18 protein-coding genes are annotated in these 20693 nt (G+C 62.4%); 6 read left to right on the top strand and 12 right to left on the bottom strand.

Going from position 1 to position 20693, the window contains the following annotated elements; all coding sequences use genetic code 11:
* Positions 1–160: 160 nt before the first annotated feature.
* The 4 genes from POS17_RS19865 (at position 161) to POS17_RS19850 (ending at position 4912) form a co-directional block, all read left to right on the top strand.
* Positions 161–634: a MarR family winged helix-turn-helix transcriptional regulator gene (locus tag POS17_RS19865; protein ID WP_016965731.1), complete on the top strand. Its 474-nt coding sequence runs from the start codon at positions 161–163 to the stop codon at positions 632–634.
* A complete protein-coding gene (locus POS17_RS19860) occupies positions 631–2100 on the top strand; it encodes an efflux transporter outer membrane subunit (RefSeq protein ID WP_060840148.1) in 1470 nt (489 codons plus the stop codon). The genes POS17_RS19865 and POS17_RS19860 overlap by 4 nt, the downstream gene beginning before the upstream one ends.
* Before the next feature lie 15 nt (positions 2101–2115).
* Entirely contained in the window at positions 2116–3315 is a 1200-nt protein-coding gene (locus POS17_RS19855; protein ID WP_060840147.1) for an HlyD family efflux transporter periplasmic adaptor subunit, read from the top strand.
* Positions 3316–3382: 67 nt separating this feature from the next.
* Positions 3383–4912, top strand: coding sequence for a DHA2 family efflux MFS transporter permease subunit (locus POS17_RS19850; protein ID WP_060840146.1), 1530 nt, complete (start codon positions 3383–3385; stop codon positions 4910–4912).
* A gap of 142 nt (positions 4913–5054) precedes the next feature.
* Here the strand turns inward: POS17_RS19850 and POS17_RS19845 are convergent, their stop codons facing one another.
* On the bottom strand, positions 5055–5807 hold the full coding sequence (locus POS17_RS19845; RefSeq protein WP_060840145.1) for a UDP-2,3-diacylglucosamine diphosphatase: 753 nt from the start codon (positions 5805–5807) through the stop codon (positions 5055–5057).
* On the bottom strand, positions 5804–6307 hold the full coding sequence (locus POS17_RS19840; RefSeq protein WP_060840144.1) for a peptidylprolyl isomerase: 504 nt from the start codon (positions 6305–6307) through the stop codon (positions 5804–5806). The genes POS17_RS19845 and POS17_RS19840 overlap by 4 nt, the downstream gene beginning before the upstream one ends.
* A 270-nt stretch (positions 6308–6577) precedes the next feature.
* Here POS17_RS19840 and POS17_RS19835 point away from each other — a divergent pair, with 270 nt between their 5' ends.
* Positions 6578–8278, top strand: a complete 1701-nt coding sequence (locus POS17_RS19835) for a glutamine--tRNA ligase/YqeY domain fusion protein (protein WP_060840143.1) — start codon at positions 6578–6580, stop codon at positions 8276–8278.
* Positions 8279–8296: 18 nt separating this feature from the next.
* A complete protein-coding gene (gene cysS, locus POS17_RS19830; RefSeq protein ID WP_060840142.1) occupies positions 8297–9679 on the top strand; it encodes a cysteine--tRNA ligase in 1383 nt (460 codons plus the stop codon).
* Between the two features lie 72 nt (positions 9680–9751).
* On the opposite strand, the gene POS17_RS19825 is transcribed toward cysS, so the two are convergent.
* The 10 genes from POS17_RS19825 to nuoG form a co-directional block, all read right to left on the bottom strand.
* Positions 9752–10069 (bottom strand): helix-turn-helix domain-containing protein, encoded by a 318-nt coding sequence (locus tag POS17_RS19825; protein ID WP_060840141.1) that lies wholly within the window; start codon positions 10067–10069, stop codon positions 9752–9754.
* On the bottom strand, positions 10056–10406 hold the full coding sequence (locus tag POS17_RS19820; protein ID WP_060840140.1) for a hypothetical protein: 351 nt from the start codon (positions 10404–10406) through the stop codon (positions 10056–10058). The genes POS17_RS19825 and POS17_RS19820 overlap by 14 nt, the downstream gene beginning before the upstream one ends.
* Positions 10407–10643: 237 nt before the next feature.
* The gene (nuoN, locus tag POS17_RS19815) at positions 10644–12107 is read right to left on the bottom strand and encodes an NADH-quinone oxidoreductase subunit NuoN (protein ID WP_015636299.1); all 1464 of its coding nucleotides are present in this window, start codon (positions 12105–12107) and stop codon (positions 10644–10646) included.
* 7 nt (positions 12108–12114) lie between these two features.
* Positions 12115–13647, bottom strand: coding sequence for an NADH-quinone oxidoreductase subunit M (gene nuoM, locus POS17_RS19810; protein WP_016965722.1), 1533 nt, complete (start codon positions 13645–13647; stop codon positions 12115–12117).
* A 39-nt stretch (positions 13648–13686) separates the two neighbouring features.
* Entirely contained in the window at positions 13687–15540 is a 1854-nt protein-coding gene (gene nuoL, locus POS17_RS19805) for an NADH-quinone oxidoreductase subunit L (RefSeq protein ID WP_060840139.1), read from the bottom strand.
* The gene (gene nuoK / locus POS17_RS19800) at positions 15537–15860 is read right to left on the bottom strand and encodes an NADH-quinone oxidoreductase subunit NuoK (protein ID WP_016964784.1); all 324 of its coding nucleotides are present in this window, start codon (positions 15858–15860) and stop codon (positions 15537–15539) included. The genes nuoL and nuoK overlap by 4 nt, the downstream gene beginning before the upstream one ends.
* A gap of 4 nt (positions 15861–15864) precedes the next feature.
* Positions 15865–16365 carry an NADH-quinone oxidoreductase subunit J gene (gene nuoJ / locus POS17_RS19795; RefSeq protein WP_011062192.1) on the bottom strand — a complete coding sequence of 167 codons (501 nt, stop codon included), beginning with the start codon at positions 16363–16365 and terminating at the stop codon, positions 15865–15867.
* Between the two features lie 9 nt (positions 16366–16374).
* On the bottom strand, positions 16375–16923 hold the full coding sequence (nuoI, locus tag POS17_RS19790) for an NADH-quinone oxidoreductase subunit NuoI (RefSeq protein WP_060840138.1): 549 nt from the start codon (positions 16921–16923) through the stop codon (positions 16375–16377).
* An 11-nt stretch (positions 16924–16934) separates the two neighbouring features.
* A complete protein-coding gene (gene nuoH / locus POS17_RS19785; protein ID WP_060840137.1) occupies positions 16935–17942 on the bottom strand; it encodes an NADH-quinone oxidoreductase subunit NuoH in 1008 nt (335 codons plus the stop codon).
* On the bottom strand, positions 17939–20653 hold the full coding sequence (nuoG, locus tag POS17_RS19780; RefSeq protein WP_060840136.1) for an NADH-quinone oxidoreductase subunit NuoG: 2715 nt from the start codon (positions 20651–20653) through the stop codon (positions 17939–17941). The genes nuoH and nuoG overlap by 4 nt, the downstream gene beginning before the upstream one ends.
* Between the last annotated feature and the right edge of the window lie 40 nt (positions 20654–20693).

The raw sequence follows: 20693 nt of genomic DNA, 5'->3' as shown, positions 1-20693 counted from the left end.
CGCGTCCTTCCTCGCTCCGGACCTGCGCTGCGTTCAAGGCGGCGTGCTGCGCCGTTTATCAAACAAATAAAGAGCAAGCTAACTACTGCGTTGACATTCTCTGCCTAGGCAGTAATATCTCGACACACACTCTCTGCCTAGGCAGCTAACTGGTGGTCAGATGAAGCATTTCGAACCCGACGACTTTCACAATTGCCATCTCGGCCTGTTGCTGGGGCGTGCCGCCTTGCTCAAGGACCGGATCATCGACACGCACATGGAGCCCCACGGCATCACGGCGGCGCAGTTCAAGGTGCTGATCATCATGGCCCAGTTCGGGGTCGATACCCCGGCCGAGTTGTGTCGTCACCTGTCCCTGGACAGCGGTTCGATGACCCGCATGCTCGATCGTCTGCAACAGAAGGATTTCCTTGCCCGCAAACGCTCGGAAGGCGACCGGCGCCAAGTGCGCCTGGTGCTGACCGAGGAGGGGCAGAAGCTCGCCGATCGGCTGCCCTACATCGGCGCCAATGCAATGAACCAGCTGGCCGGTGCCATCACGCCCGACGAGTTGCGCACCCTGGAACAGATCCTCAAGAAAATTTTGCTGGCAGCCGGTGACCCGATCACTGTCCTGCGCTTAGGTGAAAAATGAGCAGTAAAACCTTGCGTACACGTGTCAGCCTGGTGCTGTTGGCCATGAGCCTGGCCGGTTGTGCCAATTACAGTGGCCTGGCGACTTCCGGCGTCAACCTTGAGGCACACAGCCTGGCAACCGGTCAGTCGCTCAATGGCGTGAAGCTCTCGCCGGCGGCCTGGCCGCAACGCGACTGGTGGAAAAGCCTGGGCGATAGCCAGCTCGATGGCCTGATCCTGGAAGCCCTGCGGGACAGCCCGGACATGCAGATCGCCAGCGCCCGGGCCCATCAGGCCAGCGCCGCGGCCTATGCCGCCGATGCCGAGCGGATGCCGACCCTGGATGCCAGCGCCGGCGTCAGCCGTTCGCGTCTGGCCCGTGACCAGGACCCGCTGGGGCAGGGCGGTGCTTATTCCACGGTGCGCAACATCAGCGCCACCTTCAATTACAACTTCGATCTCTGGGGCGGCCAGCGTGCGGCCTGGGAGGCCGCGCTGGGTCAGGCCCGCGCCGCCGAGATCGACCGCCAGGCCGCCAGCCTGACCCTGGCCGCCGATGTGGCCAGGGCCTACAGCGACCTGGGGCGGGCACATATCGTCCATGACCTGGCCGACGAAGACCTCAAGCGGACCCGGCAGATGCTCGATCTGAGTCGGCGCCGCCTGGATTCCGGGATCGACAGCCAGTACCAGTACCAGCAGACCGAAAGCCTGGAGGCCAGTGCCCAGGCCAGTCTGATCGACGCCGAGAAGCAGCTGCAGAGCGCCAGGATCACCCTCGCGGTGCTCCTGGGCAAAGGCCCGGGTCGGGCCGACGACATCGTCCGGCCCAAGGTTCTGCAGGCCAGTGCCGTGGCCCTGCCTTCGACCTTGCCCGCCGAACTGTTGGGGCGCCGGCCCGATCTGGTAGCGGCGCGCTGGCGGGTGGAAGCGGCGAGCAAGAACATCGACGCCAGCAAGACCCGCTTCTATCCCAACCTCAACCTGAGCGCCAGCGCCGGCGCCGAGTCGTTGCTGGGGGATGCGATGTTCGGCTCCGCCAGCCGCTTCTTCAGCATTGCGCCGACCGTTTCGCTGCCGATTTTTGACGGTGGGCGCCTGCGCGCGGACCTGGATGCCCGGGACGCCGACTACGACCTGGCGGTGGCGCAGTACAACAAGACCCTGGTGACCGCCCTGGGGGATGTCAGCGACAGCATCTCGCAGCTGCGGGATATCGGGCGGCAGATCGTCGCCCAGCAACATGCCACGGACATTGCCCGGGACTCCTACAACACCGTGGTCCAGCGCTTCGGTTCCGGTATCGGCAACTACCTGGATGTGCTGAGCATCGAGCAGCAGTTGCTCCAGGCCCAGCGTCAGCTGGCCACGCTGAACGCCCAGCAGATTGATCTGTCGATCCAACTGATGCAGGCGTTGGGGGGCGGCTTCGGCGCCCAGAACCTGGCTTCGGCCAACCCGACCCCAGCCCCGCAGACTAAATAATTCGAGGTATTCGTCATGGCCACTGCCGACACTCATACAACCGAAAACACCCCGGACGGCGCTCAATCGCGCAAGCGCAAAGTCATGTTGCTGGGGCTTACGGCCCTGGTGATCCTGGGTGGCCTGGGCGTGTTCGCCTGGCATGAACTCTACGGGCGCTGGAATGAAAGCACCGACGATGCCTACGTGAACGGCAACGTGGTGGAGATCACCCCGCTGGTCACCGGCACCGTGGTCAGCATCGGTGCCGACGACGGCGACCTGGTGCATGAAGGCCAGGTGCTGATCAACTTCGACCCCAACGACGCCCAGGTCGGCCTGCAGAGTGCCGAGGCCAATCTGGCGCGCACGGTGCGCCAGGTGCGCGGCCTGTACAGCAATGTCGATGGCATGCGGGCCCAGGTGGCGGCGCAGAAAGCCGAAGTGCAGAAGGCTCAGGAGAACTTCAGTCGGCGCAAGAACCTGGCGGCCAGCGGAGCGATTTCCCAGGAAGAACTGTCCCACGCTCGCGATGACCTGACCTCGGCGCAAAACGCCCTGGCCAATGCCCAGCAGCAACTCAACACCACCAACGCGCTGGTGGATGACACCGTGGTTTCCAACCATCCGGATGTGCAGGCCGCGGCTGCGCAACTGCGTCAGGCCTACCTGAACAATGCCCGCAGTACCCTGATTGCGCCGGTGACCGGCTATGTGGCCAAGCGCACCGTGCAACTGGGGCAGCGGGTCCAGCCGGGCACCGCGCTGATGGCGGTGATTCCCCTCGACCAGCTGTGGATCGACGCCAACTTCAAGGAAACCCAGCTGCGGGACATGCGCATCGGTCAGGCGGTCGAGATCGAAGCGGACATCTACGGCAGCGATGTGAAGTACAGCGGCACCATCGATAGCCTCGGTGCCGGTACGGGCAGCGCCTTCGCCTTGCTGCCGGCACAGAATGCCACCGGCAACTGGATCAAGATCGTGCAGCGGGTGCCGGTGCGTATCCACGTGAATGCCGAAGAGCTGGCCAAGCATCCGCTGCGGGTTGGCCTGTCGACTCTGGTGAACGTCAACCTGCGGGACCAGAGCGGCCCGGTATTGGCCCAGCAGCCTCCGCAAAAGGCGTCTTTCAGCACCAATGTCTACGATCGTCAGTTGGGTGAGGCCGATACGCTGATTGCCCGCCTGATTCACGACAACAGCGCGGCCATCGGCAAGACCGCCCAGCGCTGATTCGCCAATCCGTCGACCCCGGCCTGCCTGACGGCCGGGGTGCCTGCCCTGTTCCAAAGGATTCGCGATGAGCAATAACGCATCTTTCAAGCCGCCCAGCCTGCTGCTGAGCACCATCGGCCTGTCCCTGGCGACCTTCATGCAGGTGCTCGATACCACCATCGCCAACGTGGCGTTGCCAACCATCTCCGGCAACCTCGGGGTGAGTTCGGAACAGGGCACCTGGGTGATTACCTCGTTCGCCGTGAGCAACGCCATCGCCTTGCCGCTGACCGGCTGGCTGAGCCGGCGTTTCGGCGAGGTGAAGCTGTTTATCTGGGCCACGCTGCTGTTCGTGCTGGCCTCGTTCCTGTGCGGCATTTCCACCTCGATGCCCGAGCTCGTCGGTTTTCGCGTGCTGCAAGGGGTGGTGGCGGGCCCGCTGTACCCGATGACCCAGACCTTGCTGATTGCCGTCTACCCACCGGCGAAGAGGGGCATGGCCCTGGCGCTGCTGGCGATGGTCACGGTGGTGGCGCCGATTGCCGGGCCGATACTCGGTGGCTGGATCACCGACAGCTACAGCTGGCCGTGGATCTTCTTCATCAACGTGCCGATTGGTCTGTTCGCCGCCTGGGTGGTGCAGCAGCAATTGAAGGCGCGGCCGGTGGTCACCAGCCGACAGCCGATGGACTACATCGGTTTGCTGAGCCTGATCGTCGGGGTGGGGGCCTTGCAGATCGTCCTCGACAAGGGCAATGACCTGGACTGGTTCGAGTCCAACTTCATCATCGTCGGCACGCTGATCTCGGTGATTGCCCTGGCGGTGTTCGTGATCTGGGAAATGACCGATCGTCATCCGGTGGTCAACCTGCGGCTGTTCGCCCATCGCAACTTCCGCATCGGCACCATTGTGCTGGTGGGCGGTTACGCCGGGTTCTTCGGGATCAACCTGATCCTGCCGCAATGGTTGCAGACCCAGATGGGCTACACCGCCACCTGGGCCGGGCTGGCAGTGGCGCCGATCGGCATCCTGCCGGTGCTGATGTCGCCCTTTGTCGGCAAGTACGCCCACAGGTTCGACCTGCGCCTGCTGGCCGGGCTGGCGTTCCTGGCCATTGGCCTGAGCTGCTTCATGCGTGCCGGTTTCACCAATGAGGTGGACTTCCAGCACATCGCCCTGGTGCAGCTGTTCATGGGGATTGGCGTGGCGCTGTTCTTCATGCCGACCCTGAGCATCCTGATGTCCGATCTGCCGCCGCACCAGATCGCCGACGGCGCTGGCCTGGCGACCTTCCTGCGGACGCTGGGGGGTAGCTTTGCGGCGTCGCTGACGACCTGGATCTGGATTCGCCGGGCCGATCAGCACCATGCCTACATGAGTGAGAGCATGAGCATCTTCGATCCGGTGACCCGGGATGCGCTGAACAATCTGGGTGGAGCGAGCAGCAAGGCTTACGCGCAACTGGATCAAGTCCTGACCAGCCAGGCGTACATGCTCTCGACCGTGGACTATTTCACCTTGCTGGGCTGGGGCTTCATGGGCCTGATTCTGCTGGTGTGGCTGGCCAAGCCACCCTTCGCCGCCAAGGCCGGCCCGGCTTCGGCGGGGCATTGACGCCCATTGCCGTAGGCGCGGGCTTGCCAGCGAAGGCGTCCGCAAGGGGCATGCAAGGCCGGCTGGCCGCTTCGCCGGCAAGCCGGCTCCTACACTAATGACCTTGTTGCAGGAGCCGGCGTGCCAGCGAAAGAAGCGCCGCTCAAGGCGAGTCCGGCAACGCCAACTGGGTGGGCACGAAATCGAACGCAGCCAGTTGGAAGCCTTGCTCGTCCACCTGCAACGCCCATCCCTGACGGTCCCAATCCCCCAGCACAATGCGCTTGGCGGCCTGCTCGCCAATCTGCAGCTTGTGAATCGCCGGGCGGTGGGTATGGCCGTGAACCAGGGTGCCGACTCCATGTTCGCGCATGATCCGCGGTACTTCGTCCGGGGTCACGTCGACAATGTCGTTGGCCTTCATGCGGGTCTGGGCCTGGCTTTCGTTGCGCAGCTTGCGCGCAAGCTTGCGCCGGGTGCGCAACGGCAGGTGCCGCAAAATCCACAGGCTCAGCGGGTTGCGCAGGTAGCGGCGCATGCGCATGTAGGCTTCGTCGCGGGTACACAGGCTATCGCCATGCATCAGCAATACCGGTTCACCGTAAAAGTCGACGACGCTGGGGTCCTTGAGCAGGGTGGCGCCGGCCGCCTTGCAAAAGGCTTGGCCAAGCATGAAGTCGCGATTGCCGTGCATGAGGAAAACCTGCGTACCGCTGTCGCTCAGCTCCCGCAGTGCCTGGCAAATGGAAAGTTGGAAGGGGGTCATGGCATCGTCGCCGATCCATACCTCGAAAAAGTCCCCGAGGATGTACAGCGCCTCGGCGGCGCGAGCGCGCCCACCGAGTAAATCCAGAAACGCCCGGGTAATGTCCGGGCGTGTGTCAATCAGATGCAAATCTGAAATCAGCAGTATCACTCAATGATCTCGGCTTTCTCGATGATCACGTCTTCTGCGGGTACGTCCTGGTGGCCGGCTTTCATGGTGGTGGCCACGCCTTTGATCTTGTCGACCACTTCGGTGCCGGCGATCACTTTACCGAATACTGCGTAGCCCCAGCCTTGAACGGTCTTGCCGCTGTGGTTGAGGAAGCTGTTGTCGGCAACGTTGATGAAGAATTGCGCGGAAGCCGAATGCGGCTCCATGGTGCGGGCCATGGCGACGGTGTACTTGTCGTTGGAAAGGCCGTTGTCCGCTTCGTTCTGGATGCTTGGACGCTTGTCTTTCTTTTCTTTCATGCCAGGTTCGAAGCCGCCGCCCTGGATCATGAAGTTACCGATGACGCGGTGAAATACGGTGTTTTCATAGTGACCGGCTTTCACGTATTCGACGAAGTTGGCCACGGTCAACGGGGCTTTCTCGGCGTTCAGTTCCAGCACGATCTCGCCGTGGTTGGTGGTCAGTTTGACTTGGGTCATGGTCGGTACTCTTTATAAGGAAAAGCGATTTCAAGAAAATCCTGGGGGGCGGGGCACGCATGCGGTCCGCACCGATTTGGCCATCCTGCAGCCAAGGAGCGCAGTTTAGCGTGACAACCGCGAAATTCGAGGCTGTTTTTTCACTGCCGGGCCATTAATCGCCGCAGTTTTAAAGCTGCGCTCTGTCAGGCGCTTGACAGCATCGGCTATGATACCCGTTTTGATTTATCAGGCCGCGTCCGGCCGCGCACTTGTACGTTCAAGGATCCTATGAGCAAGCCCACTGTCGACCCTACCTCGAATTCCAAGACTGGACCGGCCGTGCCGGTCAACTTCCTGCGCCCGATCATCCAGGCGGATCTGGACTCGGGTAAGCACACACAGATCGTGACCCGCTTCCCTCCGGAGCCCAATGGATACCTGCACATCGGTCACGCCAAGTCGATCTGCGTGAACTTCGGTCTGGCCCAGGAGTTCGGCGGCGTCACGCACCTGCGTTTCGACGACACCAACCCGGCCAAGGAAGACCAGGAGTACATCGACGCCATTGAAAGCGACGTCAAGTGGCTGGGTTTTGAGTGGTCCGGCGAAGTGCGTTATGCCTCGCAGTACTTCGACCAGCTGCACGACTGGGCCGTGGAACTGATCAAGGCGGGCAAGGCCTATGTCTGCGACCTGACCCCTGAACAGGCCAAGGAATACCGCGGCAGCCTCACCGAGCCTGGCAAGAACAGCCCGTTCCGCGAGCGTTCGGTGCAAGAGAACCTGGACTGGTTCGCCCGCATGCGCGCCGGTGAGTTCCCGGACGGCGCCCGCGTGCTGCGGGCCAAGATCGACATGGCCTCGCCGAACATGAACCTGCGCGACCCGATCATGTACCGGATCCGTCACGCTCATCACCACCAGACCGGTGACAAGTGGTGCATCTACCCCAACTACGACTTCACCCACGGTCAGTCGGACGCCATCGAGGGCATCACCCACTCGATCTGCACCCTGGAGTTCGAAAGCCATCGTCCGCTGTATGAGTGGTTCCTCGAGCACCTGCCGGTACCGGCGCACCCGCGTCAATACGAATTCAGCCGCCTGAACCTCAACTACACCATCACCAGCAAGCGCAAGCTCAAGCAACTGGTGGACGAGCAGCACGTCAATGGCTGGGACGACCCGCGCATGTCGACCCTGTCGGGCTTCCGTCGTCGTGGTTACACGCCGGCGTCGATCCGCAACTTCTGCGAGATGGTTGGCACCAACCGCTCCGACGGCGTGGTCGACTACGGCATGCTGGAATTCAGCATCCGCCAGGACCTCGATGCGAATGCCCCGCGCGCCATGTGCGTGCTGCGTCCGTTGAAAGTCGTGATCACCAACTACCCGGAAGGCCAGGTCGAGAACCTCGAACTGCCGCGTCATCCGCAGAAAGAAGAACTGGGCGTGCGCCAGCTGCCGTTCGCTCGTGAAATCTACATCGACCGTGACGACTTCATGGAAGAGCCGCCCAAAGGCTACAAGCGCCTGGAGCCGAACGGTGAAGTGCGTCTGCGCGGCAGCTACGTGATCCGCGCCGACGAAGCGATCAAGGACGCCGAGGGCAATGTCGTCGAGCTGCGTTGCTCCTACGACCCAGACACCCTGGGCAAGAACCCTGAAGGCCGCAAGGTCAAGGGCGTGATCCACTGGGTGCCGGCCGCTGCCAGCATCGAGTGCGAAGTGCGCCTGTACGATCGTCTGTTCCGTTCTCCGAACCCGGAGAAGGCCGAAGACAGCGCGAGTTTCCTGGACAACATCAACCCTGACTCCCTGCAAGTGCTCACTGGTTGTCGTGCCGAACCCTCGTTGGGCAACGCACAGCCGGAAGACCGTTTCCAGTTCGAGCGCGAAGGCTACTTCTGCGCGGATATCAAGGACTCGAAGCCCGGTGCTCCGGTATTCAACCGTACCGTGACCCTGCGCGACTCCTGGGGTCAGTGATTCAGTCAAGGAACTAACGTGCTAACGATCTACAACACGCTCACCAAGAGCAAAGAAGTCTTCAAACCTTTGGATGGCAACAAGGTGCGCATGTACGTGTGCGGCATGACCGTGTACGACTATTGCCACCTGGGGCACGGCCGCAGCATGGTGGCCTTCGACCTGATTACCCGCTGGCTGCGTTTCAGCGGGTATGACCTGACGTACGTGCGCAACATCACCGACATCGAAGACAAGATCATCAACCGGGCCAAGGAGAACGGCGAGCCGTTCAATGTCCTGACCGAACGCATGATCACGGCGATGCACGAGGATGAAGCGCGCCTCAACATCCTCAAGCCGGACATGGAGCCGCGTGCCACGGATCATATTCCGGGCATGCTGAAGATGATCCAGACCCTGATCGACAAGGGCTACGCCTATGCGCCGGGCAATGGCGACGTGTACTACCGCGTCGGCAAGTTCATGGGCTACGGCAAGCTGTCGCGCAAGAAGATCGAAGACCTGCGCATCGGCGCGCGGATCGAAGTGGGCGAGTCAAAGCAGGATCCATTGGACTTCGTCCTGTGGAAAGCTGCCAAGCCGGGTGAGCCAAGCTGGCCGTCGCCTTGGGGGGACGGTCGTCCGGGTTGGCATATCGAGTGCTCGGTGATGTCCACCTGCTGCCTGGGCGAGACTTTCGACATTCATGGTGGCGGCAGCGACCTGGAGTTCCCGCATCACGAGAACGAGATTGCCCAGAGCGAGGCGGCGACCGGCAAGACCTACGCCAATGCCTGGATGCACTGCGGCATGATCCGCATCAATGGCGAGAAGATGTCCAAGTCCTTGAACAACTTCTTCACCATTCGCGACGTGCTCGACAAGTACCATCCGGAAGTGGTGCGTTACCTGCTGGTGGCCAGCCACTACCGCAGCGCCATCAACTACTCGGAAGACAACCTCAAGGACGCCAAGGGCGCGCTGGAGCGCTTCTACCATGCGCTCAAGGGGCTGCCGAAAGTGGCGCCGGCCGGTGGCGAAGCCTTTGTCGAACGTTTCACCCAGGTGATGAATGACGACTTCGGTACTCCGGAAGCCTGTGCCGTACTGTTCGAGATGGTGCGTGAGATCAACCGCCTGCGCGAAAGCGATATCGACGCGGCGGCGGGTCTGGCGGCACGTCTGAAAGAACTGGCCAGCGTGCTGGGTGTGCTGCAATTGGAAGCCGATGACTTCCTGCAGGCCGGCGCCGAAGGCCGGGTTGATGCGGCAGAAGTCGAGGCGCTGATCCAGGCCCGTCTGGCGGCCCGTGCCAACAAGGATTGGGCTGAGTCCGACCGTATTCGCGATCAGATCACCGCCATGGGCGTGATTCTGGAAGACGGCAAGGGCGGTACAACCTGGCGCCTGGCTGACTAAGTTGGCGTTTGCTGCAACAAGAAACCCGCCTGGTGCGGGTTTTTTGTTGCCCGTAGATCAGTACCAGCGTGCTCAGGCCAGCGAGGCTAGGCGCTCCACGGTATCGGGGTAGCGTTGCACCAGGCGGATCAGGGTGGTGGCCTGGGCATTGGGTGTGGCGCGGCCCTGTTCCCAGTTCTCCAGGGTGCGGGTGTTGGTGCGCAGGTACATGGCGAATACCGAGCGCGAGAGATTGAGTTGCTGGCGGATGTTCATCACCTCGGTGGCAGTGATGGGGGGCAGCTTGTCCAGCTTCACTTTATGGCTGCGCAGGGTGATTTTGCCCTGGCGCTCCTGGGTGAGGGCGTCGATGCCTTCTACCAGTTCGGAAAAGATGTCACGTTTGGTCATGTCTTCTGGCCTCGATTTCACGTTCCAGCAGTTGTTTGAGCTGTTGTCGCTGCTGCGGTAGCAGGTCGTCCATCTGCTCCTTGTCGAACAGGGTGAAGAGCCAGAACTGCGCCCCTCCGGACCACCAGTAATAGATCACCCTCAGCCCGCCACGCCTGCCCTTGTTGCGTCGCTCATCGATGAAACGCATCTTGCGCAAGCCGCCAGTGCCCTGAATCAGCACTCCCGCGTGCGGGTGGCGCAGCAATTCGATCTGCAGTTCGCAGAACAACTCGTCGTCAAGGAAGTCCCTTCGGTATCGTGCAAATGCCGGCAGTTCAATAAACAGAGCATTCATTTCATACGCTTCCTGCGTATAAATTGGATGACGCTACAGCTTTGGTCAAGGCCCGCTGAGCGCCGCGTTTGATCTGGCAACAGTTTATGCCCGTGGCGTCGGGCTGAATGTCGGACCGGGTCGACGTGACAGGAAGGGCGATTCCGAGTTTCGCTGGGAAGAGGGGAGGGCAGGGCCCTGAAATGCAAAACGGCACCCGAAGGTGCCGTTTTGTTTGTTGCGTTGAAACCTAAGCGATCAACCCGCCAGGCCGGAGTGCTGGACCAGGGTCAGCAGCGGCTGTGGGTAGACGCCGAGGAAGAACGCCAGGACCGCGATGGCCAGCAGCATGACGCCACCGGCTTTCTGTTCCCAGTGCAGTTGGGCGTCGACGCGGCGCAGGTTCGGCTCGATCAGGTACAGGGTGACCATCACGCGCAGGTAGTAGAAGACGCCGATGGCGCTACCCATGACCAGGGAACCGACCAGCCACCATTGGTGCGCTTCGACACCGGTAGCGATGATGTAGAACTTGCCGATGAAGCCCGCGGTCAGCGGGATGCCGGCCAGGGACAGCATCATCACGGTGAGCACGGCGGTCAGGTACGGACGGCGCCAGAACAGGCCACGGTACTCGTACAGGGCGTCGGCATCACGGCCTTTGTACGGCGAGGACATCAGGGTGATCACGCCGAAGGCGCCAAGGCTGGTGATCACGTAGGTGACCAGGTACACGCCGATGGCTTCCATGGCCAGGCCCTTGCTCGCCACCAGGGCGATCAGCAGGTAACCGAAGTGAGCGATGGACGAGTAACCCAGCAGACGCTTGAGGTTGCTCTGGGTCAGCGCCAACAGGTTGCCCACCAGGATCGAGGCAATGGCGATCACCGTCAGCACGTTGCTCAGGACGCCGCTGCTGGCCACTGGCGAGAGCTGGAACAGACGCACCAGCACCGCGAACACCGCCACCTTGCTGGCGGTTGCCAGGAACGCTGCAACCGGAGCCGGAGCGCCTTCATAGACGTCCGGGGTCCACAGGTGGAACGGCACCAGCGACAGCTTGAAGGCCAGGCCGATCAGCATCATGCCCAGGCCCAGTTGTGCCAGCGGGCTTGGCAGCCCGGTGGCGGCCAGGGCCTGGCCGATGCCGCTGAAGCTCAGGCTGCCGGCTTCGGCGTAGAGCAGGGCCATGCCGAACAACAGGAAGCCCGAACCGGCGGCCGACAGCACCATGTACTTGATGCCGGCTTCCAGGGAGCGCTTGTTGAAGAAGGCGTAGGCCACCAAGCCGTAGACCGGTACCGAGAGCAGCTCCAGGCCGATGAACAGGCCGGCCAGGTTCTGCGCGCTGACCAGTACCAGGCCACCAGCGGCGGCCAGCAGGATCAGCAGGTACAGCTCTTCACGGTTGCCCGGGTAGCCGCTGCTGCCGTCGCCCAGGTAGGCGTGTGCCAGGGTGACGCAGGCCAGGGTGGCCACCAGGATCAGGGCCATGTACAGGCAGGCGAACTGGTCGATCTGCAACAGCGGGGTCACTGCCAGCGGTGCCACTTTCAGCACCGGGAAAATCGACAGCAATGCCAGGTTCAGACCGGCCACCGACAGCAGGAAGGTCTGGGCGTGGTTGCGCCGCCAGGCGATCGCCAGCATCACCACCACAAGGGTGGCGCTGGTGATCAGCAGCGGCGCCAGGGCTATAAAGTGTTGAATCGTAAAGTCCATAGCGCTCTTACCGGGCCGAAGCGAGTTGAGTGAAGGCGGTGCTGAGCCATTGCTGCACGCCATGCATGGTGGCGGCAGAGGTATCGAGGAACGGTTGCGGGTACACGCCGATGTAGATCAGCAGGACCGCCAGTCCCAGCACCATGATCAGTTCGCGAGCATCCATGCCATGGAGCACCGCATCCGACTTGGACGGGCCGAAGTAGGCACGGTGGATCATGATCAGCGAGTACACCGAACCGAACACCAGGCCGGACGTTGCGATCGCGGTGATCCAAGGAGCGCTGACGAAGGTACCGATCAGGATCAGGAACTCGCCGACGAAGTTGCCGGTGCCCGGCAGGCCCAGGGAGGCGGCCGCGAAGAACAGGCTGATGGCCGGCAGGTAGGCGATACGCGACCACAGACCGCCCATTTCACGCATGTCGCGGGTATGGGTGCGCTCGTACAGCTGGCCGCTGAGGATAAACAGCGCGGCTGCCGAAACACCGTGGGCCAGCATCTGGATCACCGCGCCCTGCAGGGCTTGCTGGCTGCCGGAGTAGATACCGATCAGCACGAAGCCCATGTGGGAAACGCTGGAGAAGGCGATCAGGCGTTTGATGTCGGTCTGGGCGAAGGCCAGGAAGGCACCGTAGAAGATCCCGATCAGACCCAGGGTCATGGCGATCGGTGCAAACTCTGCCGAGGCGTTGGGGAACAGCGGCAGGGCGAAACGCAGCAAGCCATAGGCCGCGGTCTTCAGCAGGATGCCCGCCAGGTCCACGGAACCGGCAGTCGGTGCCTGGGCGTGAGCGTCAGGCAGCCAGGAGTGGAACGGCACCACCGGCAGCTTCACCGCGAAGGCGATGAAGAAGCCGAGCATCAGGATGTACTCGGTGGCGGTGGACATCTTGGTCTTCAGCAACTGGGCGTAATCGAAGGTGATGACCCCGGTGTTGTTGAAGTTGACCAGCACCAGGCCCAGGATCGCCACCAGCATGATCAGGCCGGAAGCCTGAGTGAAGATGAAGAACTTGGTCGCTGCGTAGATCCGGGTTTTCTTGCCGTCTGCCGAGCTGTGACCCCAGAGCGCGATGAGGAAGTACATCGGCACCAGCATCATTTCCCAGAAGAAGAAGAACATGAACAGGTCCAGCGCGAGGAACACGCCGACCACACCGCCCAGGATCCACATCAGGTTCAGGTGGAAGAAGCCCACATGGCGCTGGATCTCTTTCCAGGAGCAGAGTACCGAGAGGATACCCAGCAGACCGGTCAGCAGCACCATCAACAGCGACAGGCCGTCGAGGGCCAGGTGCACGTTGATGCCAAAGCGCTCGATCCACTGGTGCTTGAACTCGATGGCCCAAGTCGGATCGACGCCAGGCGCCGGAGCATATGAATAGTTACCGTGGGCCCACAGCCAGAGGCCGAGGGCGAGTTCCAGGGTCATGGTCAACAGCGCAATCCAGCGGGGGAGGGTGGCGCCGAAGCGCTCACCCAGCCAGCACAGCAGGCCGCCGATGAAGGGGATCAGGATTAGCCAAGGCAGAATCATGACGGGCTCAATTCCTTTCGCAAGTTCGCAAGGTTCATATCAGACCGCTACCAGCACAATGGCGCCGATGACCAGCACGGCACCGGCTGCCATCGAGGCGGCGTACCAACGCAGTTGACCGGTCTCGGTACGGCTCAGGGAGTTGTGACCCCCTTTGGCCATACGCGGGATCAAACCGATGGTCTGATCGAGCGGGTCCTTGCGCAGTACATGGCTGATGGCCAGGTATGGCTTGACGAACAGTTTGTCGTAGATCCAGTCGAAGCCCCAGGCGGCGAACCACCAGGCCGAGAGCAGACGCCCGATGCCACTGTTGGCGATGGCGGTCACAACGCGACGCTTGCCAAGGAACAACAGGGCGGCCAGCAGGATACCGGCCAGGGCGATGGCACCCGAGGCGATTTCCAGGCTGTGCTTGGCTTCGCCACCGGCATGACCGGCGCTCAGCGGCAGCACACCATGCAGGGGCGGAGTGATCATCGCGCCGATCCCGGTGGACAGCACGATCAGCACCACCAGCGGCAGCCAGTGGGAAATCCCGTGGCCGGCGTGGGCTTCGGTCTTGGCTTCACCGTGGAAGGTGATGAAGATCAGGCGGAAGGTGTACAGCGAGGTCATGAACGCACCCACCAGGCCGGCGTACAGCAGGCCGTGGTTGCCGCTGGCGAAGGCTTCCCAGAGGATCTCGTCCTTGGAGTAGAAGCCTGCGGTCACCAGAGGCAGGGCCGCCAGTGCGGCGCCGCCGACGATGAAACTGGCGTAGGCCAGAGGCAGTTTCTTCCACAGGCCGCCCATCTTGAAGATGTTCTGCTCGTGGTGGCAGGCAACGATCACCGCACCGGAGGCCAGGAACAGCAGGGCCTTGAAGAAGGCGTGGGTCATCAGGTGGAAGATCGCGCCGTCCCAGGCGCCAACGCCCAGGGCCAGGAACATGTAGCCGATCTGGCTCATGGTGGAGTAGGCGAGGATCCGCTTGATGTCGGTCTGCACCAGCGCGGCGAAGCCGGCCAGTACCAGGGTCACGCCACCTACCAGGCCCACCAGGTGCAGGATTTCCGGCGCCAGGGTGAACAGGCCGTGGGTACGGGCGATCAGGTAGACACCGGCGGTCACCATGGTTGCGGCGTGGATCAGTGCCGAAACCGGGGTCGGACCAGCCATCGCGTCCGCCAGCCAGGTCTGCAGTGGCAGTTGCGCGGATTTGCCCACGGCGCCGCCCAGCAGCATCAGGGTCGCCAGGGTGATCCAGAAATCGCCGGCCTGGAATTTCTGCGGAGCCAGCACCAGCAGTTCCTGGACGTTCAGCGTGCCCACCTGTTGGAACAGGATGAACAGGCCGATGGCCATGAACACGTCGCCGATCCGGGTGACGATAAAGGCCTTGAGTGCGGCGTTACCGTTGTTGCGGTTGCTGTAGTAGAAACCGATCAACAGGTAGGAGCACAGGCCCACGCCTTCCCAGCCGAAGTACAGGAACAGCAGGTTATCGCCCAGGACTAGGAACAGCATGCTGGCGATAAACAGGTTGGTGTAGGCGAAGAAGCGCGAGTAGCCGGCCTCACCACGCATGTACCAGGACGCGAACAGGTGGATCAGGAAGCCCACGCCCACTACCACGCCCAGCATGGTCACGGACAGGCCGTCCAGATACAGGGCGAAGTTCGGCGCAAAACCGTCCACCGACATCCACTGCCACAACACCTGGGTGTAGTGGCCATCCGCTGGTGGCGCGACGTTGAATTGCCAGATCACGTAGGCGGCCACGATGGCCGACAGGCCAATGGAGCCGACGCCGATCAGGGCCGAGAGGTTTTCCGAGAGGCGTCCCCGAGAGAACGACAGCAGCAGGAAACCGATCAGGGGGAATACGAAAGTCAGAAAGAGAAGGTTCATCCGCGCATCTCGCTGGCTGCATCGATATCGAGAGTGTGGAAGCGGCGGTACAGCTGCAGCAGGATCGCCAGGCCGATACTGGCCTCGGCGGCTGCCAGGCTGATCACCAGGATGAACATCACTTGTCCATCCGGCTGCGCCCAGCGGGCGCCCGCAACGATGAAGGCCAATGCCGAGGCGTTCATCATCACTTCCAGGCTCATCAACACGAAGAGGATGTTACGGCGGACCATCAGGCCGACCAGACCGAGGCAGAACAGGATGCCGGCAACTGCCAGGCCATGTTCCATCGGGATAGTACCGAGAGGGATAGTAGGCATCGTATTACTCCTTCGCCTCGTTGCGGCCCAAGTGGAACGCCGTGACGGCTGCGGCGAGCAGCAGCATCGAGGCGAGTTCGACCACCAGCAGGTAAGGGCCGAACAGGCTGATGCCCACGGCCTTGGCGCTGACGGTGGTTTGACCGATACCGGCACCGCTCTGGTGGCTGAACAGTACGTACAGCAGTTCAGCCAGCAGCAGCGCGGCGAGGATCACCGGGCCGATCCAGATGCCCGGCGTGAGCCAGATGCGCTCTTGCTGAGCCGCGGCCGGGCCGAGGTTCAGCATCATTACCACGAACACGAACAGCACCATGATGGCGCCGGCGTAGGCGATCACTTCCAGGGCGCCGGCGAACGGCGCGCCGAGGCTGAAGAAGGTCATGGCCACGGCGATCAGCGAAATGATCAGGTAGAGCAGGGCGTGCACAGGGTTGGTGTTGGTAACCACGCGCAGCGTGGAAACAACGGCAACACCTGATGCGAAATAGAAAGCGAATTCCATCGTTCTTCCTTAAGGCAGCAAGCTCTTCACGTTGATCGGTTCGGCTTCGTTCTGCGCGGCGCCTTTTGGCTTGCCGGCAATGGCCATACCTGCAACACGATAGAAGTTGTAGTCAGGGTTCTTTCCGGGACCGGAGATCAAGAGATCCTCTTTCTCGTAAACCAGGTCCTGACGTTTGAACTCGGCCATCTCGAAATCCGGTGTCAGCTGGATTGCGGTGGTCGGACAGGCTTCCTCGCAGAGACCGCAGAAAATGCAGCGCGAGAAGTTGATGCGGAAGAACTCCGGGTACCAGCGACCGTCTTCCGTTTCAGCTTTCTGCAGCGAGATGCAACCCACAGGGCAGGCCACGGCGCACAGGTTGCAGGCAACGCAACGCTCTTCGCCATCGGGGTCGCGAGTCAGGACGATACGGCCACGGTAGCGTGGCGGCAGGTACACCGGCTCTTCGGGGTATTGCAGGGTGTCGCGTTTGCGAAAGCCGTGACCGAACACCATCACCAGGCTGCGCAACTGGGTACCGGTACCCTTAACGATGTCGCCAATATATTTGAACATGGGTCAAATCCTCACTGAACCGCGCCCGCAGGCGTGTTCAACAACACAACCGCAGCGGTCACCAGCAAATTGATCAGGGTCAGCGGCAGGCAGAATTTCCAGCTGAAGTCCATCACCTGGTCATAGCGCGGGCGCGGGATAGAGGCGCGCAGCAGGATGAACAGCATGATGAAGAACGCGGTCTTCAGGGCGAACCAGACGAAGGACAGTTGCGGCAGGATGCCGAACGGACCGTGCCAGCCACCGAAGAACAGGGTGACCAGCAGCGCCGAGATCAGGATGATGCCGATGTATTCACCGACGAAGAACATGCCCCATTTCATGCCGGCGTATTCAATGTGGTAACCGTCGGCCAGTTCCTGTTCCGCTTCCGGCTGGTCGAAGGGGTGACGGTGAGTCACGGCCACGCCAGCGATGAAGAAGGTACAGAAGCCGAAGAACTGCGGAATGATGAACCACAGGTTCTGCGCCTGGTACTCGACGATGTCGCGCATGTTGAAGGAGCCGACCTGAGCCACGATGCCCATCAGCGCCAGGCCCATGAACACTTCGTAGGACACGGTCTGGGCCGAGGCCCGCAAGCTGCCCAGCAGGGCAAACTTGTTGTTACTCGACCAGCCGGCGAACAGCACCGCGTAGACCGACAGACCGGCCATGGCGAAGAAGAACAGCAGGCCGATGTTCAGGTCCGCGACGCCCCAGGTCGGGGTGATCGGGATGATCGCGAAGGCGATCAGCAGGGCGGACATGGCGACCACTGGTGCCAGGGTGAAGATCACCTTGTCGGCAAACGGCGGGGTCCAGTCTTCCTTGAAGAACATCTTCAGCATGTCGGCGGCGATCTGGAACATGCCGAACGGGCCAACGCGGTTCGGACCGTAACGGTCCTGCCACCAGCCCAGCAGGCGACGTTCGACGAAGCTCAGCAGCGCACCGGCGATCACCACCGCCAGCAGGATCACGATGGCCTTGACGACCGTCAGGATCACGTCGATCACTTCAGGGGTAAACCAACTCATTGCGCCGCCTCCTGCAGACCGTCAACGGATTTGCCAAAGAATGCCGGAGGAATGCCCGCCAGACCGGCAGGCAGGCCCACCAGGCCGGCACCCAGCTCTTCGTTGATGCGCAGCGGCAGACGCAGGGTCTGGCCAGCCAGACTCACTGCGAGCAGGGCACCGTCGTTGACGCCCAGGCGATCGGCTTCGGACTTGGCCAGGGCCACGTAGGCCGCCGGAATGCGCTCCTGCACCGGAGCGGCCTTCGAAGAGTTCTCCTCGCTGCCGAACAGGTGATAGAACGGCACCGCTTGCCAAGTGCCCTGGGCCGGAGAGAAGGCCCGCGGGACGCTGGCGAACCAGTTCAGACGGTCGCCCTGGCTTTCGATCAGGCGAGTACCCGGGTCACCGGCACGCAGGTGGCCGCCGACTTCGTCCTGGAACTTGTTCCAGGCTTGCGGCGAGTTCCAGCCCGGCGACCAGGCGAATGGCACTTGCGAGCGCGGCTCGGCGGAGCCCGAGTAACCTTCCATGGAGTAGGCGAAGGCGGTATCCGGGTCTTGCGAGGTACGCGGTTCGTGCACGCTCTGGTTGGCGCGCATGGCGGTACGGCCGCTGTATCGCAGCGGTTCGCGGGCCAGTTTCAGGCCTTTGATACGGAATGCTGCGGAAGGTGCGGCATCGACGATGCTGGCCAGTTGCGGGGTGCTCGCGGCGCAGGCAGCGGTCACGTGGTCCAGCTGGGTCCAGTCCACCGGCTTGTTCAGCAGGGTGCTGCGCAGGGCATGCAGCCAGCGCCAGCCTTCGTGGACCATGATGCTGGCGTCCAGGTAGGTCGGATCGAAGACCTGGAAGAAGCGCTGGGCGCGACCTTCCTGGCTGACCAGGGTGCCGTCGCCTTCGGCGAAGCTGGCTGCCGACAGCACCAGGTGCGCGCGCTCGACGGTCGCGGTCTGTTGGTGATCGGCAACGATCACCACCTTGGCCGCGCTGAGGGCCGCATCCACCTTGGCCGCGTCGGTGCGGGTGTACAGGTCGTTTTCCAGCACCACGATGGCGTCGGCTTTACCGTCGACTACCGCCTGCAGGGCGGCGTCCACGGATTCGCCGCCGAGCATGGCCAGGCCGAGGCTGTTGGCCTCTGGCACGATCAGGCTGATGGAGCCGGCTTTGTCGCGCAGCTTCAGGGCTTTGGCGATGTTCGCTGCGGCTTCGATCAGCGCCTTGGAACCCAGGGAAGTACCGGAAATGATCAGTGGGCGCTTGGCCGCCAACAGGGCGTCGGCAATGCGCTTGGCCAGTTCCAGGGCTTCGCTGTCCAGGCCTTCCACGGCAGGGGCGCTGGCGTCGATGGCGTGGGCCACGGCGAAACCGATGCGCGCCAGGTCGTCGGGAGCGGCGTGTACACACTCCTCGGCGACGTCGTCGAGCTTGGTTTCAGCGAGGCTGGCGATGAACAGCGGGTTCAGCGCGTGCTGACCGATGTTCTTCACCGCAGCGTCGAGCCAAGGCTGGACGCGCATGGCGTCGGCCATTTCCTCGGCCTTGCCCTTGACCGACTGGCGCAGGGCCAGGGCCATGCGGGCAGCGGTCTGGGTCAGGTCTTCGCCAAGGACGAAGATCGCGTCGTGGTCTTCGATCTCGCGCAGGTTCGGAACCGGCAGCGGGCTGTCGTTCAGCACCTGCAGAACCAGGCGGATGCGCTCCAGTTCAGACGCTTCGATGCCGCTGTAGAAGTGCTCGGCGCCGACCAGTTCACGCAGCGCGTAGTTGCTTTCCAGGCTGGCGCGAGGCGAGCCGATACCGACGATGTTGCGACCGCGCAGCAGGTCGGCGGCCTGGTCCAGGGCCTGGTCCAGGGTCAGCTGGGTGCCGTCGGCCAGGCGTGGCTGGCGTGGACGATCCTTGCGGTTGACGTAGCCATAACCGAAGCGGCCACGGTCGCAGAGGAAATACTGGTTCACCGAACCGTTGTAGCGGTTTTCGATGCGGCGCAGTTCGCCATAGCGCTCGCCCGGGGAGATGTTGCAACCGCTGGAGCAGCCATGGCAGATGCTTGGCGAGAACTGCATGTCCCATTTGCGGTTGTAGCGCTCGGAGTGAGTCTTGTCGGTGAACACACCGGTCGGGCAGACCTCGGTGAGGTTGCCGGAGAACTCGCTTTCCAGGGTGCCGTCTTCAACGCGACCGAAGTACACGTTGTCGTGGGCGCCGTAGACGCCCAGGTCGGTGCCGCCGGCGTAGTCCTTGTAGAAGCGTACGCAGCGGTAGCAGGCGATGCAGCGGTTCATCTCGTGAGCGATGAACGGGCCGAGGTCCTGATTCTGGTGGGTGCGCTTGGTGAAGCGATAACGGCGCTCGTTGTGGCCGGTCATCACCGTCATGTCTTGCAGGTGGCAGTGACCGCCTTCCTCACAGACCGGGCAGTCGTGAGGGTGGTTGGTCATCAGCCATTCGACAACACTGGCACGGAAGGCCTTGGATTCTTCATCGTCGATGGAGATCCAGGTGTTGTCGGTGGCCGGGGTCATGCAGGACATGACGATACGACCACGGGTGTCGTTCTCGTCGGTGTACTGCTTGACCGCGCACTGGCGACAGGCACCGACGCTACCGAGAGCGGGGTGCCAGCAGAAATAAGGGATGTCGAGGCCTAGTGACAGACACGCCTGTAACAGGTTGTCCGCCCCATCGACTTCGAGCGCTTTGCCGTCTACGTGGATAGTGGCCATGGTTCAAAGTTCTTCGTTGGCCCGGTGTCAGCGGGCGTGG

This window comes from Pseudomonas sp. Os17 (assembly GCF_001547895.1).
Lineage (GTDB): Bacteria > Pseudomonadota > Gammaproteobacteria > Pseudomonadales > Pseudomonadaceae > Aquipseudomonas.
Note: the sequence above shows the minus strand (reverse complement) of the source record. Positions and strands in the feature narration are given on the sequence as shown.

What these genes read in the sequence shown, in the direction of transcription:
- POS17_RS19865 (WP_016965731.1), top strand. Translation starts at nt 161, where the DNA reads ATGAAGCATTTCGAACCCGACGACTTTCACAATTGCCATCTCGGCCTG.
- POS17_RS19860 (WP_060840148.1), top strand. Translation starts at nt 631, where the DNA reads ATGAGCAGTAAAACCTTGCGTACACGTGTCAGCCTGGTGCTGTTGGCC.
- POS17_RS19855 (WP_060840147.1), top strand. Translation starts at nt 2,116, where the DNA reads ATGGCCACTGCCGACACTCATACAACCGAAAACACCCCGGACGGCGCT.
- POS17_RS19850 (WP_060840146.1), top strand. Translation starts at nt 3,383, where the DNA reads ATGAGCAATAACGCATCTTTCAAGCCGCCCAGCCTGCTGCTGAGCACC.
- POS17_RS19840 (WP_060840144.1), bottom strand. Translation starts at nt 6,307, where the DNA reads ATGACCCAAGTCAAACTGACCACCAACCACGGCGAGATCGTGCTGGAA.
- POS17_RS19835 (WP_060840143.1), top strand. Translation starts at nt 6,578, where the DNA reads ATGAGCAAGCCCACTGTCGACCCTACCTCGAATTCCAAGACTGGACCG.
- POS17_RS19825 (WP_060840141.1), bottom strand. Translation starts at nt 10,069, where the DNA reads ATGACCAAACGTGACATCTTTTCCGAACTGGTAGAAGGCATCGACGCC.
- POS17_RS19820 (WP_060840140.1), bottom strand. Translation starts at nt 10,406, where the DNA reads ATGAATGCTCTGTTTATTGAACTGCCGGCATTTGCACGATACCGAAGG.
- nuoN (WP_015636299.1), bottom strand. Translation starts at nt 12,107, where the DNA reads ATGGACTTTACGATTCAACACTTTATAGCCCTGGCGCCGCTGCTGATC.
- nuoM (WP_016965722.1), bottom strand. Translation starts at nt 13,647, where the DNA reads ATGATTCTGCCTTGGCTAATCCTGATCCCCTTCATCGGCGGCCTGCTG.
- nuoL (WP_060840139.1), bottom strand. Translation starts at nt 15,540, where the DNA reads ATGAACCTTCTCTTTCTGACTTTCGTATTCCCCCTGATCGGTTTCCTG.
- nuoK (WP_016964784.1), bottom strand. Translation starts at nt 15,860, where the DNA reads ATGCCTACTATCCCTCTCGGTACTATCCCGATGGAACATGGCCTGGCA.
- nuoJ (WP_011062192.1), bottom strand. Translation starts at nt 16,365, where the DNA reads ATGGAATTCGCTTTCTATTTCGCATCAGGTGTTGCCGTTGTTTCCACG.
- nuoI (WP_060840138.1), bottom strand. Translation starts at nt 16,923, where the DNA reads ATGTTCAAATATATTGGCGACATCGTTAAGGGTACCGGTACCCAGTTG.
- nuoH (WP_060840137.1), bottom strand. Translation starts at nt 17,942, where the DNA reads ATGAGTTGGTTTACCCCTGAAGTGATCGACGTGATCCTGACGGTCGTC.
- nuoG (WP_060840136.1), bottom strand. Translation starts at nt 20,653, where the DNA reads ATGGCCACTATCCACGTAGACGGCAAAGCGCTCGAAGTCGATGGGGCG.